Genomic DNA, 19967 nt, shown 5'->3' with positions numbered 1-19967 from the left:
TTCAAAAGCGTCACCCCAGCGCAGGCTGGGGTCTCGTGGTGTAGGTCGCGCCCATTGCCGCAAGGCCCCAGCCTGCCCTGGGGTGACGGTCGGGCTGGGATAAGGTTAGCCCACCGGCTCCAGCACGATATGCCCGACCGCCGTGTTACTCGCGGGCACATGATAGTGCCGATGCAGCACCTTCGTCGTCTTGCCGAGCGCGCCGCGCATGATCAGCCACATGACCATCTCGATCCCCTCCGAGCCCGTCTCGCGCAGGTATTCGATGTGCGGAATGTGGCGCAGTTCCTGCGTGTCGCCCTCCAGCCGATCGAGGAAGCGGTTGTCCCACTCGGCGTTGATCAGGCCGGCGCGCGGCCCCTGAAGCTGGTGGCTCATCCCGCCGGTGCCCCAGACCTGGACGTTCAGATCCTCCGGGAAGCTGGCGACCGCACGCGCGATCGCTTCGCCCAGCGCCCAGCAGCGATTGCCCGAGGGCGGCGGATAGGTGACGACGTTGACCGCGATCGGGATGACCTTGCACGGCCAGGCCTCGGGCTGCCCGAACATCATCGACAGGGGCACGGTCAGGCCGTGGTCGACGGTCATCTCGTTGATGATCGTCATGTCGAATTCGTCGAGGATCAGGCTCTGCGCGATGTGCCAGGCGAGATCGGGGTGGCCGATGACGGTCGGCACCTTGCGCGGCCCCCAGCCCTCGTCGGCAGGTTCGTATTCCTCGCCGCAGCCGATCGCGAAGGTCGGGATGATCTTCATGTCGAACGCCGAGGCGTGGTCGTTATAGACCAGGATCACGACGTCCGGCTTCTGTTCGGCTTCCCAGCGCTTGGTCCAGTCGTACCCGGCGAAGGCTGGCGCCCAATAGGCCTCGGCCGTCTTGTCGAGATCAACCGCGACGCCGAGGGCCGGGATATGGCTGGTCGCGACGCCGGCAGTGATGCGCGCCATTATTTGTCCTCCATGCCGGTGACGTCGGTCGCCTCGATCGCGGCGTCCGCCTCCGCCGAGGCGTTCGCCTTGATCGAGCGCACGCCTTCGGGCGACCGGCCGCCGGCGATCATCATCGCCGAATAATCCTCGACGCTCATGCCGCTCATCGTGCTGACCGCTTGCAGGAAGCTGAGGCCGTCGGTCGAGAAGACCTTGGCGAGGAAATATATGTTGCCGCCGAGATCGAGCAGGCGGTTATAGTCGCGATCCAGCACCGCCTGCTTCTGGTCGGGCGTGATCTTCCACTCATCGAGATAGGCAGCCTCGTCTGCCTTCCAGCGTTCGCGATTCTCGGGTTTCATCAGGCTCATGGCGAACTGGTTGAGCTGATAGCCCTGCCGCGCCCGCGCCGCGGTATACACGCGCGTGCCGGGGATATCCTCGAATTCGGCGAGATAGGCGTGGATGTCGCCGACGCGGGATTCAGGGTTGTCGCTCACAGCCCGCGGGCCTTCAGCTTGGTGTCGAGGCGGGGGAACACGCGGCGGGCATTGCCCTCGAAGATCGCATGCTTCTGTTCGGCGCTGACCGGCAGGGCATCGACATAGCGCTTGGTGTCGTCGAAATATTGCCCGGTCTGCGGATCGATACCGCGCACCGCGCCGACCATCTCGCTGCCGAACAGGATGTTCTTGGTATCGATCACCTCCGCCAACAGATCGATGCCCGGCTGGTGATACACGCAGGTGTCGAAATAGACGTTGTTCATCACATGCGTGTCGAGGCTCGGCTGCTTCAGCATGTCGGCCAGCCCGCGATAGCGGCCCCAATGATAGGGCACCGCGCCGCCGCCATGCGGGATGATGAAGCGCAAGGTCGGGAAATCCTTGAACAGGTCGCCCTGGATCAACTGCATGAACGCGATCGTATCGGCGGCGATGTAGAACGCGCCGGTCGCGTGCAGTGCCGGGTTGCAGCTGCCCGAGACGTGGATCATCGCCGGGACGTCCAGCTCGACCATCTTCTCGTAGAAGGGATACCAATACCGGTCGGTCAGCGCCGGGAAGGCGAAATGCCCGCCGCCGGGATCCGGGTTGAGGTTGCAGCCGATGAAGCCCAGTTCGGTGACGCAGCGTTCCAGCTCGGCGATCGACCCCGAGAGATCGGCCTCGGGGCTCTGCGGCAGCATGCAGACGCCGGCGAAGGTTTCGGGATACAGAGCGCAGACGCGCGCAATCAGGTCGTTGGAGGCGCGGCTCCACGCCACGCTGACGGCCTCGTCGCCGATATGATGGCCCATCGTCGAGGCGCGGGGCGAGAAGATCGTCATGTCCGCGCCGCGCTCCTTCAGGAGCTTCAGCTGGTTCGCCTCGATCGTCTCGCGAATCTCGTCGTCGTGGATCGCGGGGTAAGGCGGGGGCGTCTCGCCCGCCTTGAAGGCCGCCTTCTGCGCATCGCGCCACGCGTCGTGCTGTGGCGGCGCGGTGGTGTAATGGCCGTGGCAATCGATGATCATCGTCATGTGCGCGGCGTGGCGCAATGCCGGAGACGCGGCCAATCGAATGCTCTACCGCGCTATTGGTTTTGTTGAATTCTTGTCATCGCCGCTGCATCGATCAGACAATCTAGAAAGGCGCTTTGCGCGGCGGTGGGGTGCCAGTCCACGCGCGTGGAAATACCGATCGTGCGGATCCCCTGATTGCCCGGCAGCGGAATACGCGTCAGCATGCCGGTGGTTACTTCGATCGCGATCTGGTCCGGCGACAGAAGTGTCAGCAGGTCGCTGTCGACCAGCAGTCCGCGCACGACCATGACCGACCCGCACTCGATCGGCGCGGGCGGATGGTCGCGGCCTTCGAAAAGTGTTTCCCATTGCGCGCGAAGTGGCGTGCCGGCCTGGCCGACGATCCAGCCATAGAGGGCCAGATCGTCCAGCGTCGGGGCGGCCTTCCTGGTGAGCGGATGACCGGCGCGGGCGACCACGGTCAGGCGATCCCGAAACAAGGGGCGCTGTACGATCCCCGCCGGAGCCTCGTCGCGCAGCGCGCCGAGCATCAGATCGATCACGCCGTCGCGCAACGGCTCGACCAGATCACGCCACGCGCCTTCGAAGATTTCGATCGCTACGTTCGGCCCGGTGCGCAGGAATGCGCCGAGTGCATGCGGCAACACCAATGCGCGCGACAGCGGCATCGCGCCGATCGCCAGCCGGGCGGGCTGCCCGGCATCGCCAGCGATCTCGCTGAGGCCGGCGGCGATCTCGCTGGCGGCGAGCCGAAGGCCGCGGGCGAAGCGCTTGCCGACGATGCTGAGGGCAACGCCACGTCCGCGACGCTCGACCAGTGCAACGCCGCAAATCTGCTCCAGGTCGCGCACTGCCCGGTGCAAAGCGGGTTGCGACAGACCGGTCGCGCGCGCGGCATCCACGAAACTTCCGGCATCGGCGAGCTGCAGAAAGGCGTGCATCTGGGTCGTCGTCATCAACGCCTCCGGCCGCGCGAAGCCGCGTGAGGATCCGCGGAACGCGGCGCGCGTCGCGGCGGATAGCTGGGCGAAGGCGGCATCGACGCGTTCCGCCAGCATCCGGCCCGCGGGCGTCGGCGTCACACCGTCGCTGCGCCGGTCGAACAGCGTAGCGCCGATGCGGCGCTCGAGTTTCGCCAGCCCCTGAGTCAGCGCCGGTTGCGACAGGTTGACCGCGGATGCTGCGGCGCTCATCGTGCCGTGCGTCGCGATGACGGAAAGGGCACGCAGGTGGCGCAGGTTGAGGTCGAATACCGAGATCATCCACCAGCTTTAGCAAAAACTTATTGCCGTGCCAGGATATCGATTGGCCGCTGGGCAGTTCGTCCCGCCATGGCCAAATCGAGGAGAACATCATGGCTGGTCGGGTCGTCACCAATATCGCGCGGGCGGATCCCGCGGTCATCGCCGGCCTTGCCGCCGCCGGTGTCGCCACCGTGCATGAGGCGCAGGGGCGGATCGGTCTACTCGGTTCGCGGTTGCGGCCGATCTACGCTGGCGCGCGGATCGCTGGATCGGCCGTGACGATCTCATCCCCGCCTGGCGACAACTGGATGCTGCACGTCGCGATCGAGCAGTTGCAGGAGGGCGATATCCTCGTACTGGCTCCGACCAGCCCGTGCGAGGACGGCTATTTCGGCGATCTGCTCGCCACCTCCGCGATGGCGCGTGGCTGTCGCGGACTGGTGATCGACGCCGGCGTGCGCGATGTCCGCGATCTGACGCAGATGGGCTTTCCGGTCTGGTCGAACGCGGTGTTCGCACAAGGCACGATCAAGGCGACGTTGGGATCGGTGAACGTGGCTATCGTCTGCGCCGGTGCGGCGATCGCGGCGGGCGACGTGATCGTCGCCGACGATGACGGCGTCTGCGTCGTGAAGCGTGTCGATGCCGCAGCGGTGTTGGCCGCGGCGCAGATGCGTGAGGCGAACGAGGAATCCAAGCGTCAGCGGCTTGCGGCGGGCGAACTCGGCCTCGACATCTACGACATGCGCGGCAAGCTCGCGGCATTGGGCCTGACCTATGAGTGACGGCATCGCGTGCATGTGGATGCGCGGCGGCACGTCGAAGGGCGGATTTTTCCTGCGTGACGATCTGCCCGCCGACACGGTCCAACGCGATGCGATCCTGCTCCGCGTCATGGGATCTCCGGACCTGCGCCAGATCGATGGCATGGGTGGTGCCGACCCGCTGACATCCAAGGTTGCGATCGTGGCCGAGTCGACCCGCGACGGCGTCGATGTCGATTACCTCTTCCTTCAGGTGTTCGTGGATCAGGCGATCGTCAGCGATCGGCAGAATTGCGGCAATATCCTGGCCGGCATCGGCCCGTTCGCGATCGAGCGCGGGCTGGTCGCGGCGCAGGACGGGGAGACGAAGGTCGCGATCTTCATGGAGAATACCGGACAGATTGCCGTCGCCACCGTTGCGACGCCGGGCGGCATCGTCACCTACGCCGGCGACGCGCGGATCGATGGCGTGCCGGGCAGTGCGGCACCGGTATCGCTGGAATTCCGAGACACCGCCGGGTCGTCGTGCGGGGCCTTGCTCCCCACGGGCAATGCGGCCGATACGATCGATGGCGTCGCCTGCACGTTGATCGACAACGGCATGCCGTGTGTCGTGCTGCGTGCCGAGGATGTCGGGGCGACCGGTTATGAGGATCGCGAGACGCTCGACGCGGCGGACGCCGTCAAGGCTAGGATAGAGGCGATCCGCCTGCAGGCCGGGCCGCTGATGAACCTCGGCGATGTCGCCGATGCGTCCGTACCCAAGATGATGCTGGTCGCGCCGCCGCAAAACGGCGGGGCGGTGACGGTGCGCAGCTTTATCCCCAAACGCGCTCATGCCTCGATCGGCGTGCTCGGCGCGGTGAGTGTCGCGACCGCCTGCCTGATCGACGGATCGCCCGCCGCCGCCGTCGCACAGGCTACCGACGGCAAGGTGAAGACGCTGTCGGTCGAACATCCGACCGGCGAGATGACCTGCGTGTTGTCGCTGGACGATGACGGGCAGGTGGCGACCGCCGCCCTGTTGCGGACGGCGCGGAAACTAATGGACGGAGAGGTGTTCGCATGAGTGTCGATGCGCAGGGGCGGATCCGGAGCTGGACCCAGACGCCGTCCAAACCCCGCTTCGTGCCGCCCGCCGGCGCGGTTGACGCACATTGCCACGTGTTCGGTCCCGCCGATCGCTTCCCGTTCAGCGCCAAGGCCAAATATCTGCCGCAGGATGCCGGATCGGAAATGCTGTTCGCGTTGCGCGATCGACTGGGCTTCGCCCGCAACGTGATCGTGCAGGCGAGCTGTCACGGCACCGACAATGCCGCCGTGCTGGATGCCATTGCACGATCGGACGAACGGGCGCGGGGCGTCGCAGTGGTGGATCCCGCGATCGATGCGACCGCGTTGCAGGGGTTGCACGACGGCGGCGTGCGCGGCATCCGCTTCAACTTCCTGAAGCGGTTGGTCGACGATGCGCCGAAGGATCGGTTTCTCGACGTCGCGGGGCGCCTGCCGGCGGGCTGGCATGTGGTGGTGTATTTCGAGGCGGATATCCTGGAGGAGCTTCGCCCGTTCCTCGATGCGATTCCGGTGCCGATCGTCATCGATCACATGGGGCGTCCGGATGTCGCGCAGGGGCCGGACGGTGCCGATATGCGCGCGTTCCGCGCGCTGCTGGATTCACGGGACGAGGTCTATTTCAAGGCGACCTGCCCAGATCGGCTCGATGCCGCGGGGCTGCCCTGGGATGCGTTCGTCGATGCAGTCGCGCCTCTGGTCGCCGATTATCCCGATCGCGTGATCTGGGGTACGGACTGGCCGCACCCGAACATGCAGGATGCGATCCCGGACGATGGCGCTCTGGTCGATATCATCCCGCGCATCGCGCCGACGGCAGAATTGCAGCGCAAGATGCTCGTGGACACTCCAATGCGGCTGTACTGGTCGGATTTGGCATCGGTACCGACACCGTGACGTTCGCGGCGTCGATTATCCGGCAGGGAGGATCGACGCGCCGCCGAACCAACGGGCGCGCCATCGCGAAATACTCCGGTTTGGAGAGAACCAAATCGGGATGGCTGGCGAGATCGTCAGGATTTCGATTTCGGACAAACACGCCGGCTGGTCTGCCCGCTCCCGATCAAAAAGTCGCTCGATCTCACGTCGAAATGCCTCGATCTGCAAGCAAATCAGGCGTCAGGTTGCGGTGTTGTACAATATCGCCTTCATCCGCAGCAGCCACCCGCCGACGGTATCGAGCCCCGACGGGGTAAGGCGGATCATGGTCGAGCGGCGGTCGCTCGGCCTTTCGTACATCTCGAGCAAACCGCGAGCGGACAGCAGATTGATCCATCTGAGGGCCGTCGTGCGCGGAACGCCCGCCGCCGCGCAGCACGCGCCCGACGTCGTGCCGCGGTCTTCCTGATGGTCGATGAAGAGACGCAGCACGATGTTTGTGGCGGGATCCACGAACAGCGCGGGATCGAAAAAGGCCGCCGTAGCCTCCTGTCCGGCGGCGATCCTCCGGGCCAGAGCAAGCGGTGTGATCTCTTCGGGGATGGCTTCGATATTTCTGGTGTTGCCGAGTTCGATCGCTACCGCATCCAGGTCCGTACATAAAGCTTTGATGCGGCCAACCAGACGATCGTTACTGCCGCTGTCCATAAGATATAGTCCAAGCTCTTCGGTGCTTTAGTCCGGACATGACCTATCCGATCCGATCGCGGGGCGAAACCCGCGCCCGGTGCTTGAGCTGGTCAACAGAGCGTCTGACGCCAGCACCGCGCGATCTATCGCGAACCGGGTTTGCCGTCGTCAACGCACCGCGCTGTCAGCGGCCTGCACCAGCAAGCGGGGGAAGACAGCCTCCAGCGGCTTGGTATCGGGCAAGATGTAGACGTAAGCGCCCTTTTTCTGAGCGAGCGGGCGGAGCACTCTGCCGTAGAAGGTCATGGGCACGTTGATGCACCCGAAGGTTATGCGGTTGTCGTCCGGTGTGGGTGACAGCATTCGTTCGCGGCGGCGCTCCTTTTTACTCGCGCCTTTTGGAATCGGGTGCAGCGCCACGGAGGTGGCGTAATCGACCCACAAGATCCGTTCCCGTCCAGCGGCCAGTCCGAATTTGGCGAGGAAACGCCCCGCGGGCGTCGTCTTTTCGGCGGGGCCGATTTCGGCGAGATTCTTGCTGCCGATGCCGGGCGTGGCGTCGTCGCCGACCGCCACGCCGATCAACACCGGGACCGCACCGAGCGAGGTCCCCTTTGCACTGAACGGGAAAAGCGCGGCATTCGTCTTGTCGACGATGATGTACGGCAATCCTCTGTTGTCGCCCGAGGCCGCGATCCAATCGGCGACACGAATGGTCGCGGACGATGGGATCATCGCTGCTTCAGCCTCCTGGCCTGTGAGCCGCAGGGGCGGCTGGGCCGTCTCCACCGACTGAGCGCTGGCCAAGCCAGGGGCGAATAAAGCAAACCCGGCTAGCGCCAGAAGAACGTTCACCATCTATTCCAGCGCTCAAATGTAATCGGTCGCTCCACCCAGGAACGACCGATACGGGACAATGACACGATCAGCAAAGGCTGCCCGGTATCAGTTGCGCGGGCGCTTCCGCTGTTTTTCCTGCACCTGCAAGCGCTGATCGATGCCGTCCACCCGGCCGGTGATCTGATCGAGACGCTGACCATTGTTCTGCGCCTGCCCGGATGCAGCCTGCGCCTCGGCCAGCGCAGACTTGGCCGTGCCGTCGGTCTGCTGCAATCTTGTCTCCAGCGAGTCGACGCGCTGGCTGACGGGCGCGATCTGCTCGCGCACATAGGATTTCGTAGCGCAGCCGCCAAGGCCGACCGCGCCCGCCAAAATCACAAAGGCTGGGGCAAGTTTCGTCATAGATTGCGACATCATGTTTTTTCCAATCGTTAACCAACCGAATCATTCCAAGCCCAGCGCCGGTGTCCCGACAATCCGATTCTGTTCAGTCGTGCATCTTACCGGGCCAGCGGATGTCGGCGAGATGCGCGCGATCGTCAGCCTTTCCGGCGATATCACAGGCATCGACGCGTCTCGCGCGCGGGCAAGAAAGCCGCGCGGCGCTGCCCTCAGTCCTTTGATCGCCGCTTCGGTTCGACAGCAAATGGATCGATCGGGATATCGTCGTCCCGTTCCGCCCGGTCGGCCTTGATCCCGGGGTTCGCGCGCTGAATTTCGACGCAACGGCGCAACTCCGCCACCGCCGCGCCGCTACCGGCGAGGTTCAGCTTCTCTACGGCCACATCGCCACGATCAATGTCGAGGAACTCGGAGGTGGCGAAGAAGGACGGGAATTCCGTTTCGAAATTCGTGACGAACCCTTGCTTGCCATCCGCCGCCATGCCCACCGCAGGGTGTTTGGAATAAACGCCTTTCGACAGACGGAAATTCAGCTCCAAGCGATCCTTCGACCGGATCGACCAATTCCGATTCAGCACCGAGAGATGGTTGGACCCGTCGATATCCAGCCCCAAAAGCAGCGTTGTCGCCCCGGGCCGATCGTATTCCTTGGTCACAAAGCAGCCTTTCCGGTCCTTGCTGGCCGCCACCGCCCAGCCACCGACATTCCGCGCGGAATAGCTGCGGGCGGACGCATGAGCGGTCGCGCACAGTCCGGTACCCACGATGACCGAAAGGAGTGCGGGCCGGACAGCTGCCCCTAGCCGTGCATGCAGCATCTCACGCATTCGGCGGACATCCGATCGATCGTTGCGACATCGCCATGGCTGCATTCCTTCGAGTCGACTTTAACCGGCGGCGGCGAGATAGGCCACGCCTTCGGCCGGGGCCGGGCCCGATGTCATGTTGGGGAGCTATCAGGTTTCAAGCAACGCCGCGACCAAGGCCAGCACGCGCTCGGCAAGCTCGGCGCGGCAGATCAGCAGATCGGGCAGATACGGGTCGGCACAATTGTAGACCAGGGGCGATCCATCGACGCGGCTCACGTGCAGCCCCGCGGCTTGCGCCACCGCGATGGGGGCGCAATTATCCCACTCATATTGGCCGCCGGTGTGCAGATAGATGTCCGCCTCGCCGCGCACCACGGCCATCGCCTTGGCCCCGGCGGAGCCCATCGGCACGAGATCGGCGCCGAATGCCTCGGCCACCGCAAGCGCCTCGCGCGCGGGGCGCGTGCGGCTGACAAGCATGCGCAGCGGCGTGCCGGCGGGCTTCAGCGGCTGCGGCGCGCCGGACGTCAGGGTGAGGCCAAGCCCCGGCAGCGCGACCGCGCCGACCGTGGCGACGCCGTCGATCGACAAGGCGACATGCACCGCCCAGTCGGTGCGGCCTTCGCCATATTCGCGCGTGCCGTCGAGCGGATCGACGATCCAGGCGCGACGGACCGAGCAGCGGTTGATGTCGTCCTTTTCCTCCTCGGACAGGACCGCGTCGTCGGGGCGTGCGGCTTTCAGCGCACGCATCAGAAAGGTGTTGGCCTGTTCGTCACCGGCCTTGCCCAAATCCTTGCCGGTGAGGCCGCTCCCGGCCTGAAGGCCGAGCAGGATCTCGCCCGCTTCGGTCGCCAGACGCTCGGCGAGCTTCACGTCGCTTTCGATGATCGTCATTTTCATGGTCACTTCAGGGGCATGATCTTGCGGACGATGAACTCGGCGGCTTCGGCCGGAGTCATCTCGACCGTGTTGACCCGAATTTCTGCGTTCAGCGGGGCTTCGTACGGGCTGTCGATGCCGGTGAAGTTCTTCAGATCGCCGGCACGGGCCTTCTTGTACAATCCCTTCACGTCGCGCTGTTCGGCCACCTCCAGCGGCGTATCGACGAAGATCTCGATGAACTCGCCCTGCGGCAACATCGCCCGGATCATGTCGCGTTCGGCGCGGAAAGGTGAAATGAACGCGGTGAGGACGATCAGGCCCGCATCCGCCATCAGCTTCGCGACCTCGCCCACGCGGCGGATGTTCTCGATCCGGTCGGCCTCGGTGAAACCGAGATCCTTGTTGAGCCCATGGCGGACATTGTCGCCGTCGAGCAGGAAGGTGTGGCGGTTCATCAGGTTGAGCGACTTCTCGACCTCGTTGGCGATGGTCGATTTGCCCGAGCCCGACAGGCCGGTGAACCACAGGACGCGGGGGCGTTGGTTCTTCAGATCGGCATGCGCAACGCGGCCGATGTCGGTCGCCTGCCAATGCACGTTCTGGGCGCGGCGCAGCGAAAAGTGCAGCATGCCCGCCGCGACGGTCGCGTTGGTGATCTTGTCGATCAATATGAAGCCGCCGAGGGTGCGGTTCTGCGTATAGGGTTCGAACACGATCGCGCGGTCGGTGGTGATCTCCGCCACGCCGATCGCGTTCAACTCCAGAGTCCTGGCCGCCAGATGCTCCATCGTGTTCACGTTGACCTGATATTTCGGCTCCTGCACGGTCGCCGACACGAGCTGCGTGCCGAGCTTCAGCCAGTAGGCCCGGCCGACGACGAGGGGATCGTCGTCCATCCAGACGATCGTCGTCTCGAACTGGTCGGCCGTTTCGGGCGGGGCATCGGCGGCGGCAATGACGTTGCCGCGCGAGCAATCGATCTCGTCGGCGAAGCAGAGGGTGACCGACTGGCTGGCGACGGCTTCATTCAGATCGCCGCCGAGCGTGACCACGCGGCTGATCGTGCTGGTCTTGCCGCCGGGCAACACGCGGATCGCATCGCCCGGCTTGACCGTGCCGGTCGCCACTTGCCCCGAAAAGCCGCGAAAATCGAGGTTGGGGCGGTTGACCCATTGCACCGGCATGCGGAACGGCCGCGCCTGATCCTCGTCCACGCCGACCTCGACGCTTTCGAGATGCTCGATCAGCGTCGGGCCGGAATACCACGGCATGTTGTCCGACTTCAGAGATACGTTGTCGCCCTTGAAGCCCGAGATCGGCATCGGCGTGAACGCGGTAATGCCGATCTCGCGCGCGAACGCGGTGTAATCGGCGAGGATCGCGTCGTATTTCGCCTGATCGTAGCCGATCAGGTCCATCTTGTTAATCGCCAGAACCAAATTTTTGATGCCGATCAGGTGTGCCAGATAGGAATGTCGGCGGGTCTGCGTCAGTACGCCCTTGCGCGCATCGATCAGGATCACGGCGAGATCCGCGGTGGATGCGCCCGTCACCATGTTGCGGGTATATTGCTCGTGGCCGGGCGTGTCGGCGACGATGAATTTGCGTTTCTCGGTCGAGAAGAAGCGGTAGGCGACATCGATCGTGATGCCCTGTTCGCGCTCGGCCGCCAAACCATCGACCAGCAGGGCAAAGTCGATCTCTCCGCCCTGCGTGCCGACGCGCTTGCTGTCGGCCTCGAGCGCGGCGAGTTGGTCCTCGAAAATCATTTTCGAATCGTAGAGCAGGCGTCCGATCAGCGTGGATTTGCCGTCATCGACCGAGCCGCAGGTGATGAAGCGCAGCATCGTCTTGTGCTGATGCCGGTCGAGATAGGTGTCGATATCCTCGGCGATCAGCGCTTCGGCTTGGTAGACGGAGTCTTGGGATGCGATGTCGTTCATGTCTTTATCTCGTTATCCCGGCGGAGGCCGGGATCGCCATGTCGAGGGCGCGCACATCACGTCGAGCGAACCCGGCCTCCGCCGGGGTCGACGCCACGTCATGCATGGGCGTGACGTGGCGCGTCAAAAATACCCCTCCTGCTTCTTCTTCTCCATGCCTGCCCCGCCAGCGTCCTTGTCGATCGCGCGGCCCTGACGTTCGCTGGTGGTGGTCAGCAGCGTCTCCTGGATGATTTCGGACAGGGTAGAGGCCGTGCTTTCGACCGCGCCGGTCAGCGGGTAGCAGCCCAATGTGCGGAAGCGGATCGAACGTTCGACCGGAACCTCGCCGGGCGCGAGCGGGAAGCGTTCGTCATCCACCATCAGCAACATACCGTCGCGTTGGACCGTTGGGCGATTGCCGGCAAAATAGAGCGGGACGATCGGCACGTCGTTCAACTGGATGTATTGCCACACGTCGAGTTCGGTCCAGTTGCTGATGGGAAAGACGCGGATGCTCTCGCCCTTCGATTTTCGCGCGTTGTAGAGGTTCCACAATTCCGGGCGCTGGCGCTTCGGATCCCAGCCGTGGCTGGCGGTGCGGAATGAAAAGATGCGTTCCTTGGCGCGAGACTTCTCCTCGTCACGCCGCGCGCCGCCGAACGCCGCGTCGAAGCCGTATTTATCCAGCGCCTGCTTCAGCCCTTCGGTCTTCCACATGTCGGTGTGCAGCGCGCCGTGATCGAACGGGTTGATGCCGCGTTCGATCGCTTCGGGATTTTGATAGACCAGCAACTCCATCCCGGCATCACGCGCAGCCTTTTCGCGCAGTTCGTACATCGCGCGGAATTTCCACGTCGTATCCACATGCAGCAGAGGGAAGGGCGGGGGCGAGGGGTAGAAGGCCTTGCGCGCGAGGTGCAGCATGACGGCAGAATCCTTGCCCACCGAGTAGAGCATCACCGGCTTGTCCGCCTCGGCGACGACCTCGCGCATGATGTGGATCGCCTCCGCTTCGAGCCGTTCCAGATGGGTAAGTGTTCGCGTCATCGTGTCATGTCTCCGCGGAGGCCATGCCTCGGACGGAAAGGTCCGGCAATCAATCCATTCTTGGGGGTGGGGATGTGCTGCTATCTTCCAAGCGACGGTAGCGCTGCCATCGATCGTCGAGCTTGTGCATTATCGAGTGGTATGACGGTCCTTGTCGGAGGCGGTCGGGCCGATTAGGCGAGGGGAATGGCGACGAACGACATGGAACCCGCCGGGCGCAGGCCCCGCGCCGGCTCGCGCGGCCCGACGGTGTCGGATGTCGCGCGTCTGGCCGGGGTTTCGCCGATGACGGTCTCGCGCGTGATCAATTCCGAGCCAAATGTCCTGCCGCCGACGCGCGACAAGGTGCTCACGGCGATTGCAACGCTCGGCTACGTACCGAACCCGGCCGCACGCAGCCTGGCGGGCGGACAGCAATGCCGCATCGCTCTGCTCCACGCCAATCCGAGCGCGGCCTATCTCAGCGAGTTCCTGATGGGCAGTCTCGCACAGGCGAGTCTGGTCGACTTGCAACTGGTCGTCGAGCATTGCGATCTGTCGGACGCGCCTCAAGCGCTGGTTCGGCGGCTATCAGCACACCGCGTCGATGCGGTGTTGGTGCCGCCGCCGCTCTGCGACGATGCCGAGCTGCTGGCGGCGCTGCTCGCGGCAGGATTGCCGATGGCGCAGATCGCCACCGGGCGGCCGGTCGCCTTCGCGCATGCCGTCACGATCGACGATGAACGGGCGGCCTACGCGATGACCGCGCATCTGATCGCGCTCGGGCATCGCCGCATCGGTTTTATCGCCGGGGCCGTGGACCAGACCGCGAGCGCGGCGCGCCGTGCCGGTTACGACCGGGCGCTGGCCGAGGCAAAGATTCCTGCCGATCCCGACCTGGCGGTGCAGGGCGACTTCACCTATCGCTCGGGCCTGAGCGCCGCCGAAACTCTACTGGCGCTGGTGCAGCGCCCAACTGCGATTTTTGCCAGCAATGACGACATGGCCGCCGCCGCCGTGGCGGTCGCGCATCGCCACCAACTGGATGTGCCGGCCGACCTGTCGGTCTGCGGTTTCGACGACACGGCGATGTCGACCACGATCTGGCCCGAGATCACCACCATCCATCAGCCGATCGCCGACATGGCGCGGCAGGCGACGGCCCTGCTAACGGAAACGGTGCGCGGTCGACCCGCCGCGGGCGATCCCGACGTCCAGCACGTGCGACTCGATTTCGAGGTGATCTGTCGTGCCTCCGATGGGCCACCCCGGGCCGCTTGACTCCACACGCCTGCTGGTCATGTTAGGGCTCACGACGCAATGGCGGGCGGGGATGAGATTGCGCACACCACTGGCGAACGCGAGAGCCTGACCTTCATCTGCCTGATCTTGGCCGTTGCGACGATCGGCGGTTTCATTTTCGGTTACGATTCGGGCGCGATCAACGGCACGCAGGAAGGTCTGCGGCATGCGCAGATCGCGATCGGTCGTGGGTACGACCACAATTTCTGTCTCGACAAGGGCATGACGCTGGAGCCGCAGTTGGCTGCCCGGCTGGAAGATCTCACCTCCGGCCGGCGTCTGGATGTGTTGACGACCGAACCCGGGCTGCAACTCTACACCGCAAATGCCTTCGACGGCAGCGTGCGCGGCAAGCAGGGGGTTCTGTATCGCATGGGCGACGGAATCGCGCTGGAGCCCCAGAAATTTCCCGATACCCCCAACCAGCCGGCGTTCGGATCGGCTCGCCTGGATCCCGGCCGGAGTTATCGCCACACGATGATTTATCGCCTGTCCGTCATCAGCTGAAGGGCGATGGAACCGGTTACTTGGCGGTCGCCAAAACGGGCTCTAGCCGCGCTGCCAACAGCGCATCGAACGCGGCGGCGGAACACAGGCCTTGCGTCCGCAACGCGAAGCACCCCTTGATCGGCATGATGCTGTACATCGGGCGCGTCGACGTCAGCGTCCGGATACCGTCCAGCGTCTGGGATCGATACGCCGCGCGGACGTAACGGTGCCCGGCGGAGTCGACGAGCCGCTCGAGGATGATCGCGCCGCCGGGCGAGGGGTCGTCGGCCGCCAATCCCGGAACGCGCCAGTGCAGGTCGAGCAATCCGGCGAAGCTGGCGATATTGGTGTCGTGGCCCGACACCATCGTCACGGCGGCGGCACCGGACCGTGTGTCGCTGATTGCGCGGCGCATCAAAGCGCCGATCCCCGACATGTTGCGCGCGGCGACATAAAGCGGGCGAGCAAGCAGCTGGAATTCGACCGCATGAAGTTCCGATGCGCGGGCGATATCGCCGGGCGTGGCGCGGCCCCAGCCGACCTCCGCCATCGGCTTGCCATCCGCATATTCGAGCAGCAGGATCTGGGCGACGGTCGAAGCGCGATCGAGCACGCCCGCCAGCTTGGGACGACTGTCCGGCTTGGTCGGTGCCAGGCCGGAAGGCTCGCGCGGCAGCCCGCAGGCTTCTTTCGCCGGGCCGCAAAGGATCGCATCGAGCCGCGCGAGCACCGGCTGTAGACGACGCTCATGTGCGGCGATGCCGCCCGTTCCGGCGTCGGCCAACACGGCGGCGCGGGCCTGCGCGGCGTCGAACGCCACGGCACCCTCGTCGATCGGCGAGAATAATGTATCGGGCTGGTCCTGCGGCCGGTGGACGATATCGACCGTACAGCCGGGCGCGATTGCCGCTGCCCACACCGTCGCGGTGGCAATGGTGCGCTGATCGCTGTCGGCAACTATGCGTACGGCATTTTGCCTGCATCCGGCCTTCGGCAACAGCCCGTCGGCGATGAAACGCGTCCGATCGGCCGCCCCAAGCCGTTTCAGGGCTTCGGCCCCGTGGGGGGTAAGGTAGCCTGGGGCGACCGGCCAGGTCGGCCATGGCTCGGCCGCGACCCCGGCTGGCATCGGCGGTGCCTTGGTCGGCGGGCGCACCCCGTGGCGCATCAAAATGACCACGCGATCGACGCGCAACCCGTTCGCCCGCGCGGGTGTCCGTGCATCGGCCGCCCCGCCGGCACCCAGAACCAGCATTGCTGCCGTGAAGTATCCGATCCAACGCATCGTCTGCTCCTAGAAATGCAGCTGCGCGCCCCAGCGAAAGCTGACGTCGTAGCGTTCGCGCTCGACCAGTTGCGCCTTCGTGCCGATGTACCGCCGCCACGGCGCATCGGTAAGGTTCGTCGCGCTCGCGAAGAACGTCAACTGGGGGGTGACCTGGTAGCTCGCATTGACGTCGAGCTGGCCGTTATTGTCGGTATATTGGTCGAGCGCTGGGGTGGCGCCCAGCGTGTCGAGATAGGCCGAACGATAGGAATAGGCCGCACGTATCGCGAAGCCGTATTTCTCGTAGAAGATCTGCGCGCTGCCGACATTCTTGGACTGAAGAAACAAGGGAATGTCGCCGGTGCGCGGAATCGGGCCCTGGATCGTGCCGTTTCCATTGCCCTCGATCCGCGTATAGTTCGCCGCCACGCCGAAGCCGTCGAGCGGCGAGGGCAGGAACGTGAAGCGGCTCTGCAGATTGACCTCCACGCCGTACACCTTGGCCCGGTCGATATTGAGCGGGGTCGAGACGCTGGCATTAATCAACGCCTGTCCCGCGAAGGTGCCGGTCTGGCCGAGCAGCACCTGCGCGTAGATCGGATCGTCGAGCCGCTTGTAGAATCCTCCGATTGAGATCAGCCCTTGGCCGGGCAGATAATATTCGATCGCGCCGTCGAAGTTCAGCGCCTTGTAAGGCTTAAGGTTCGGATTGCCCTGCGCGACCGAGTTCGGGCTGGTGGTCAGATCGACCGAGACGTACGGCGCAAGCTGCGCGTAATTGGGCCGGCCGATCGATGTCGTCACAGCGGCGCGCAGGACCAGATTGTCGGTCGCATCGTAGCGCGCGTTGAGGCCCGGAAACACGTCGGTATATTGCTTCGACCCGAAGCTGTTGAAGTCTGAATTGATCGCCGACGTCGCGGTGATCAGCTTGGCCTTGGTGCGATCGCGGGTCGATTCCACGCGGACGCCAGGCACCAAGGTGAATTTGTCGAACTTCAGCGTCGCCATGGCATCACCGGCGACGATCCGTTCCTTGACGTCATAATCGTTGGCCAGGCTGTTGTTGAGCGAACTCGCCGTGTTGAGCGTGATGGTGCCTGGATTGGCGGCGAGGAAGGCCTGCGCCGTGTCGTACCCAATCCGCGGCCCGAACGTATAGTCGCTGCCATAGAAGCTGGTGTCGCCAAGATAGGAGACATTGGCGAGCGTGAACGTACGACCACTGGTCAAGCCATAGGTCACGTAATCGCGATTGTTGGTCTTGTGTCGGTCGAGATATTTCGCGCCGATCTTGATCGACGATGCGCCGCCCCCGATCGCGATCGGCAGGGTGTAATCGATCCGCCCCTGCGCCAGCTTCTCGACCGCGAGGCGCTGATCGTAATTGACGCTGTTCAGCGTGAACGCCGTCTGCGCCACGGCGTTGGTCTGGACGAAATCGTACGGAGTATCAGACACATCGTAGTTGACCGTCAGCGCGGTGCCGCCGGTGCGGAAATTATATTCCGATCGCAACGGATCGCGCTTTTCGGCGCGGGTGTAGCCGCCGCTGATCGCCAGCGTACCGGTGCCCAGCAACGTCTCGCCACCACCCTGTATCGATTTCGTATTGTCCTTTTCCTGCCGGCGTCGGACGCGCACGCTGCCACGGCCGCGAAAGGTGCCGGTGGTCGCGGTCTGGTTGGTGAACGCGGATTCGTTGTCGATGATGAACTGGTCGCGCGTCTCGTTGTCGTCGAATTTCGAATAGGTGCCGCGCAGGAACAGCTTGGTCGTGTCGCTCGGCCGCCAGTCGAGATTGAGCACGACGCCGGTGCGCTTGCGCGTCAGATTATAGTCGCGCAGGCCATATTGGTCGGGCACGACGAAGCCGTTGGCGGGAACGGGCACACGATAATTGGTCGAGCCCTGGAAATTCTCCGATTCGATCGGTCGTTCGGAATGGTTGACCGACAGAACCGCGCCGAACTGCCCGTCCGGCCCGAACAATCCGCCGATCTGCGCGTCCGCCTCGTAAGGATGCGCCCTGTTGAGCTTCGACCAGCCGTACGCGATGCGGGCATCGGCGAAGTATCGTTTGTGGCGATCGAATGCCGACAGGGTGCGGATATCGACGGAACCGCCGATCGCATTGGCGTCCTGGTCGGCGGTCAGCGACTTGGTCACGACCACCGCGTTGATCAGCGCCGAGGGGATGTCGTCGAGCTTGACCTGGCGGCCTTCCGGTTCGGGCGCCGGCAGCGTCATGCCGTTCAGCGTGACGTTGACGAGATCCGGATTGATGCCGCGAATGATGACGTAGCGCCCTTCGCCCTGATCGTTGGCGACCGACACGCCGGGCAGGCGGCGCACCGCTTCGGCGACGTTCTGGTCGGGCAGCTTGCCGACATCGTTGGCATAGATCGCCTCGACGAAATTATCCGACTTGCGCTTTTCCTGGAGCGCGCGGCGTTCGCCGGCACGCGTGCCGGTGACGACGATGTCCGCCGTATCGGGCACATCCGCAGTCTCTGGCGTCCCGGCCATATCCTGGGCCGATGCCGTACCCACCAGCAGGCTGCTCACCGCAGCGCTGGCAACCAGCGCGACCTTCAACGTCCTAATCACGATATTCCCCCGGGCCAATCGCGGCCGCGCCGGCCTTACGGAGCGTCCGCGACAAATCGGCGAACATCCGGTGACAGATTTAAGACAGCGATCGCGCCTCGATCAGGACATCACGGCTTTGGCAATCTCCTGCCGGATGACGGTCAATCGTCGCCGACCGACGCATACCAATCGGCATATGGCGTGGTGCGCGCCATCCGTCGCGTGAGATCGGGAGCGTCGTCGTCCCACCACACCGGGCCGCGCTCGCCCAACAAGGTTTTTGCCCTGCCGACGGCTTCATGGGCGCTGTTTTCCGCATCCTTGTCGCCGGTCCGCCTCGCCGCCGCGACCGCACGGCGGGCATCCATCAGCTGGCCCACCAGATCCGCACGCCGTTCGTCAGCGAGGCGTGGATCGGACGCTCGCCACAATCTCCCGCGAACGACGAGGTAGCGGCCATCGGGCGTCGTCAGCGGCGGACTGCGCTCTTGGCTCATGCGTGCATCGCCGCTCGGCGCGAGGATTTGTCCCCCGTCGCGACAGTGCATGGCCTGTCCGGAACCGGAACGGCATCTCGGAAGACGTTCACGCGGATGGCGGTTTGCGCAGAGCATGCGCGCGCACCTCTTCCAGATGATGGCGCATTCTCGTTGCCGCTTGATCGGCATCGCCCACGGCAATGGCATCCACGACGGCATGATATTTGACGAGCACGCCGCGCGCACGCGCCGGGGTGGTATCGCTGCCGTAAGTCGCCTCGAGCAGTTGGAGAATGCCCCGCAGGACCACCGCCAGCGCGACGTTGCGCGCGACCCGCGCCAGTTCGGCGTGGAAGGTGCCGAGCAGCCGCGCGAACCCGGCACCGTCCGCGACGGTATCGGCCGCGCCGGTCAGGAGCGCACGCAGATGCTCGACGTCGAGCGCACTGGCCCGCTCGGCGGCGAGCCGGGTGATCATCGCCTCGGTCGCGATCTGCGCCTCGATCAGATCGCCGCGCGAGACGCCCAGCAGCGTCATCTGGATCGCCAGCGCATCGGCGAACCGGCCGAGTTCGGCGACGGCGATGCGGATGCCGCCGCCGGCACCGCGGCGGATCTCTATCACACCGGTCGCCGACAGCGTCCGCAACGCATCGCGCATCGCCATGCGGCTGACCGCGAAGGCCTGAGCCAACGACGCCTCGCTGCCGAGATAGTCGCCGGGTTTCAGCTCGCCGGCGAACAGTTGGTCGCGAATCTGCGCGATGATGTCTGCGGAGAGCGTTCCCTCACTCCGGGCCTCGCGCCACGTTCCGCGATGGGGAAGGTCTGCCATGGTCGTCATAAAC

Annotated in this window: 19 protein-coding genes and 1 pseudogene; 5 read left to right on the top strand and 15 right to left on the bottom strand. The window is 64.7% G+C overall.

What is annotated here, in order from left to right:
- Positions 1 to 105: 105 nt before the first annotated feature.
- From ASG11_RS12915 to ASG11_RS12900, 4 genes are read right to left on the bottom strand one after another with little or no spacing between them, the layout of a single operon-like run.
- Positions 106 to 948: a class III extradiol dioxygenase subunit beta gene (locus ASG11_RS12915; protein ID WP_055779870.1), complete on the bottom strand. Its 843-nt coding sequence runs from the start codon at positions 946 to 948 to the stop codon at positions 106 to 108.
- On the bottom strand, positions 948 to 1430 hold the full coding sequence (ligA, locus tag ASG11_RS12910) for a protocatechuate 4,5-dioxygenase subunit alpha (protein ID WP_055779868.1): 483 nt from the start codon (positions 1428 to 1430) through the stop codon (positions 948 to 950). The genes ASG11_RS12915 and ligA overlap by 1 nt, the downstream gene beginning before the upstream one ends.
- Positions 1427 to 2452 (bottom strand): amidohydrolase family protein, encoded by a 1026-nt coding sequence (locus ASG11_RS12905; protein WP_055779865.1) that lies wholly within the window; start codon positions 2450 to 2452, stop codon positions 1427 to 1429. Before ASG11_RS12905 ends, ligA begins: the two co-directional genes overlap by 4 nt.
- Positions 2453 to 2505: 53 nt before the next feature.
- The gene (locus ASG11_RS12900) at positions 2506 to 3717 is read right to left on the bottom strand and encodes a LysR family transcriptional regulator (RefSeq protein WP_055779864.1); all 1212 of its coding nucleotides are present in this window, start codon (positions 3715 to 3717) and stop codon (positions 2506 to 2508) included.
- Between the two features lie 92 nt (positions 3718 to 3809).
- Here ASG11_RS12900 and ASG11_RS12895 point away from each other — a divergent pair, with 92 nt between their 5' ends.
- From ASG11_RS12895 to ASG11_RS12885, 3 genes are read left to right on the top strand one after another with little or no spacing between them, the layout of a single operon-like run.
- Positions 3810 to 4484: a 4-carboxy-4-hydroxy-2-oxoadipate aldolase/oxaloacetate decarboxylase gene (locus tag ASG11_RS12895; RefSeq protein ID WP_055780876.1), complete on the top strand. Its 675-nt coding sequence runs from the start codon at positions 3810 to 3812 to the stop codon at positions 4482 to 4484.
- Complete coding sequence (locus tag ASG11_RS12890) at positions 4477 to 5532, top strand: 4-oxalomesaconate tautomerase (RefSeq protein WP_055779861.1); 1056 nt, start codon at positions 4477 to 4479, stop codon at positions 5530 to 5532. Before ASG11_RS12895 ends, ASG11_RS12890 begins: the two co-directional genes overlap by 8 nt.
- Positions 5529 to 6431 (top strand): amidohydrolase family protein, encoded by a 903-nt coding sequence (locus ASG11_RS12885; protein ID WP_055779858.1) that lies wholly within the window; start codon positions 5529 to 5531, stop codon positions 6429 to 6431. The genes ASG11_RS12890 and ASG11_RS12885 overlap by 4 nt, the downstream gene beginning before the upstream one ends.
- 222 nt (positions 6432 to 6653) lie before the next feature.
- On the opposite strand, the gene ASG11_RS12880 is transcribed toward ASG11_RS12885, so the two are convergent.
- The 7 genes from ASG11_RS12880 to cysD form a co-directional block, all read right to left on the bottom strand.
- The gene (locus ASG11_RS12880; protein WP_055779855.1) at positions 6654 to 7121 is read right to left on the bottom strand and encodes a winged helix DNA-binding protein; all 468 of its coding nucleotides are present in this window, start codon (positions 7119 to 7121) and stop codon (positions 6654 to 6656) included.
- A gap of 150 nt (positions 7122 to 7271) precedes the next feature.
- Positions 7272 to 7961, bottom strand: a complete 690-nt coding sequence (locus ASG11_RS12875) for a hypothetical protein (RefSeq protein WP_055779853.1) — start codon at positions 7959 to 7961, stop codon at positions 7272 to 7274.
- A gap of 87 nt (positions 7962 to 8048) precedes the next feature.
- A complete protein-coding gene (locus ASG11_RS12870) occupies positions 8049 to 8357 on the bottom strand; it encodes a hypothetical protein (RefSeq protein WP_055780873.1) in 309 nt (102 codons plus the stop codon).
- Between the two features lie 197 nt (positions 8358 to 8554).
- On the bottom strand, positions 8555 to 9172 hold the full coding sequence (locus ASG11_RS12865) for a hypothetical protein (protein ID WP_236697476.1): 618 nt from the start codon (positions 9170 to 9172) through the stop codon (positions 8555 to 8557).
- Between the two features lie 129 nt (positions 9173 to 9301).
- Positions 9302 to 10051: a 3'(2'),5'-bisphosphate nucleotidase CysQ gene (locus tag ASG11_RS12860; RefSeq protein WP_055780869.1), complete on the bottom strand. Its 750-nt coding sequence runs from the start codon at positions 10049 to 10051 to the stop codon at positions 9302 to 9304.
- An 8-nt stretch (positions 10052 to 10059) separates the two neighbouring features.
- A complete protein-coding gene (cysN, locus tag ASG11_RS12855) occupies positions 10060 to 11982 on the bottom strand; it encodes a sulfate adenylyltransferase subunit CysN (protein WP_055779850.1) in 1923 nt (640 codons plus the stop codon).
- A 123-nt stretch (positions 11983 to 12105) separates the two neighbouring features.
- Entirely contained in the window at positions 12106 to 13011 is a 906-nt protein-coding gene (cysD, locus tag ASG11_RS12850) for a sulfate adenylyltransferase subunit CysD (protein WP_055779847.1), read from the bottom strand.
- A 186-nt stretch (positions 13012 to 13197) separates the two neighbouring features.
- Here cysD and ASG11_RS12845 point away from each other — a divergent pair, with 186 nt between their 5' ends.
- Together ASG11_RS12845 and ASG11_RS12840 are read left to right on the top strand one after the other, a co-directional pair.
- Positions 13198 to 14271, top strand: a complete 1074-nt coding sequence (locus tag ASG11_RS12845) for a LacI family DNA-binding transcriptional regulator (protein WP_236697475.1) — start codon at positions 13198 to 13200, stop codon at positions 14269 to 14271.
- 183 nt (positions 14272 to 14454) lie between these two features.
- Positions 14455 to 14799: pseudogene (locus ASG11_RS12840) on the top strand (aldose epimerase family protein); the annotation flags it as partial.
- Between the two features lie 16 nt (positions 14800 to 14815).
- On the opposite strand, the gene ASG11_RS12835 reads toward ASG11_RS12840, so the two are convergent.
- The 4 genes from ASG11_RS12835 to ASG11_RS12820 form a co-directional block, all read right to left on the bottom strand.
- Complete coding sequence (locus tag ASG11_RS12835; RefSeq protein WP_055779840.1) at positions 14816 to 16066, bottom strand: histidine-type phosphatase; 1251 nt, start codon at positions 16064 to 16066, stop codon at positions 14816 to 14818.
- 9 nt (positions 16067 to 16075) lie between these two features.
- Positions 16076 to 18658: a TonB-dependent receptor gene (locus ASG11_RS12830; protein WP_156363758.1), complete on the bottom strand. Its 2583-nt coding sequence runs from the start codon at positions 18656 to 18658 to the stop codon at positions 16076 to 16078.
- Between the two features lie 143 nt (positions 18659 to 18801).
- The gene (locus tag ASG11_RS12825; protein WP_055779835.1) at positions 18802 to 19137 is read right to left on the bottom strand and encodes a hypothetical protein; all 336 of its coding nucleotides are present in this window, start codon (positions 19135 to 19137) and stop codon (positions 18802 to 18804) included.
- An 88-nt stretch (positions 19138 to 19225) separates the two neighbouring features.
- Complete coding sequence (locus ASG11_RS12820; protein WP_168371734.1) at positions 19226 to 19954, bottom strand: FadR/GntR family transcriptional regulator; 729 nt, start codon at positions 19952 to 19954, stop codon at positions 19226 to 19228.
- Positions 19955 to 19967: the final 13 nt, after the last annotated feature.

Source organism: Sphingomonas sp. Leaf357 (assembly GCF_001423845.1).
Taxonomy (GTDB): Bacteria; Pseudomonadota; Alphaproteobacteria; order Sphingomonadales; family Sphingomonadaceae; genus Sphingomonas.
The sequence above is the reverse complement of the archived record's forward strand: the minus strand, read 5'-3'. Positions and strand labels throughout refer to the sequence as shown.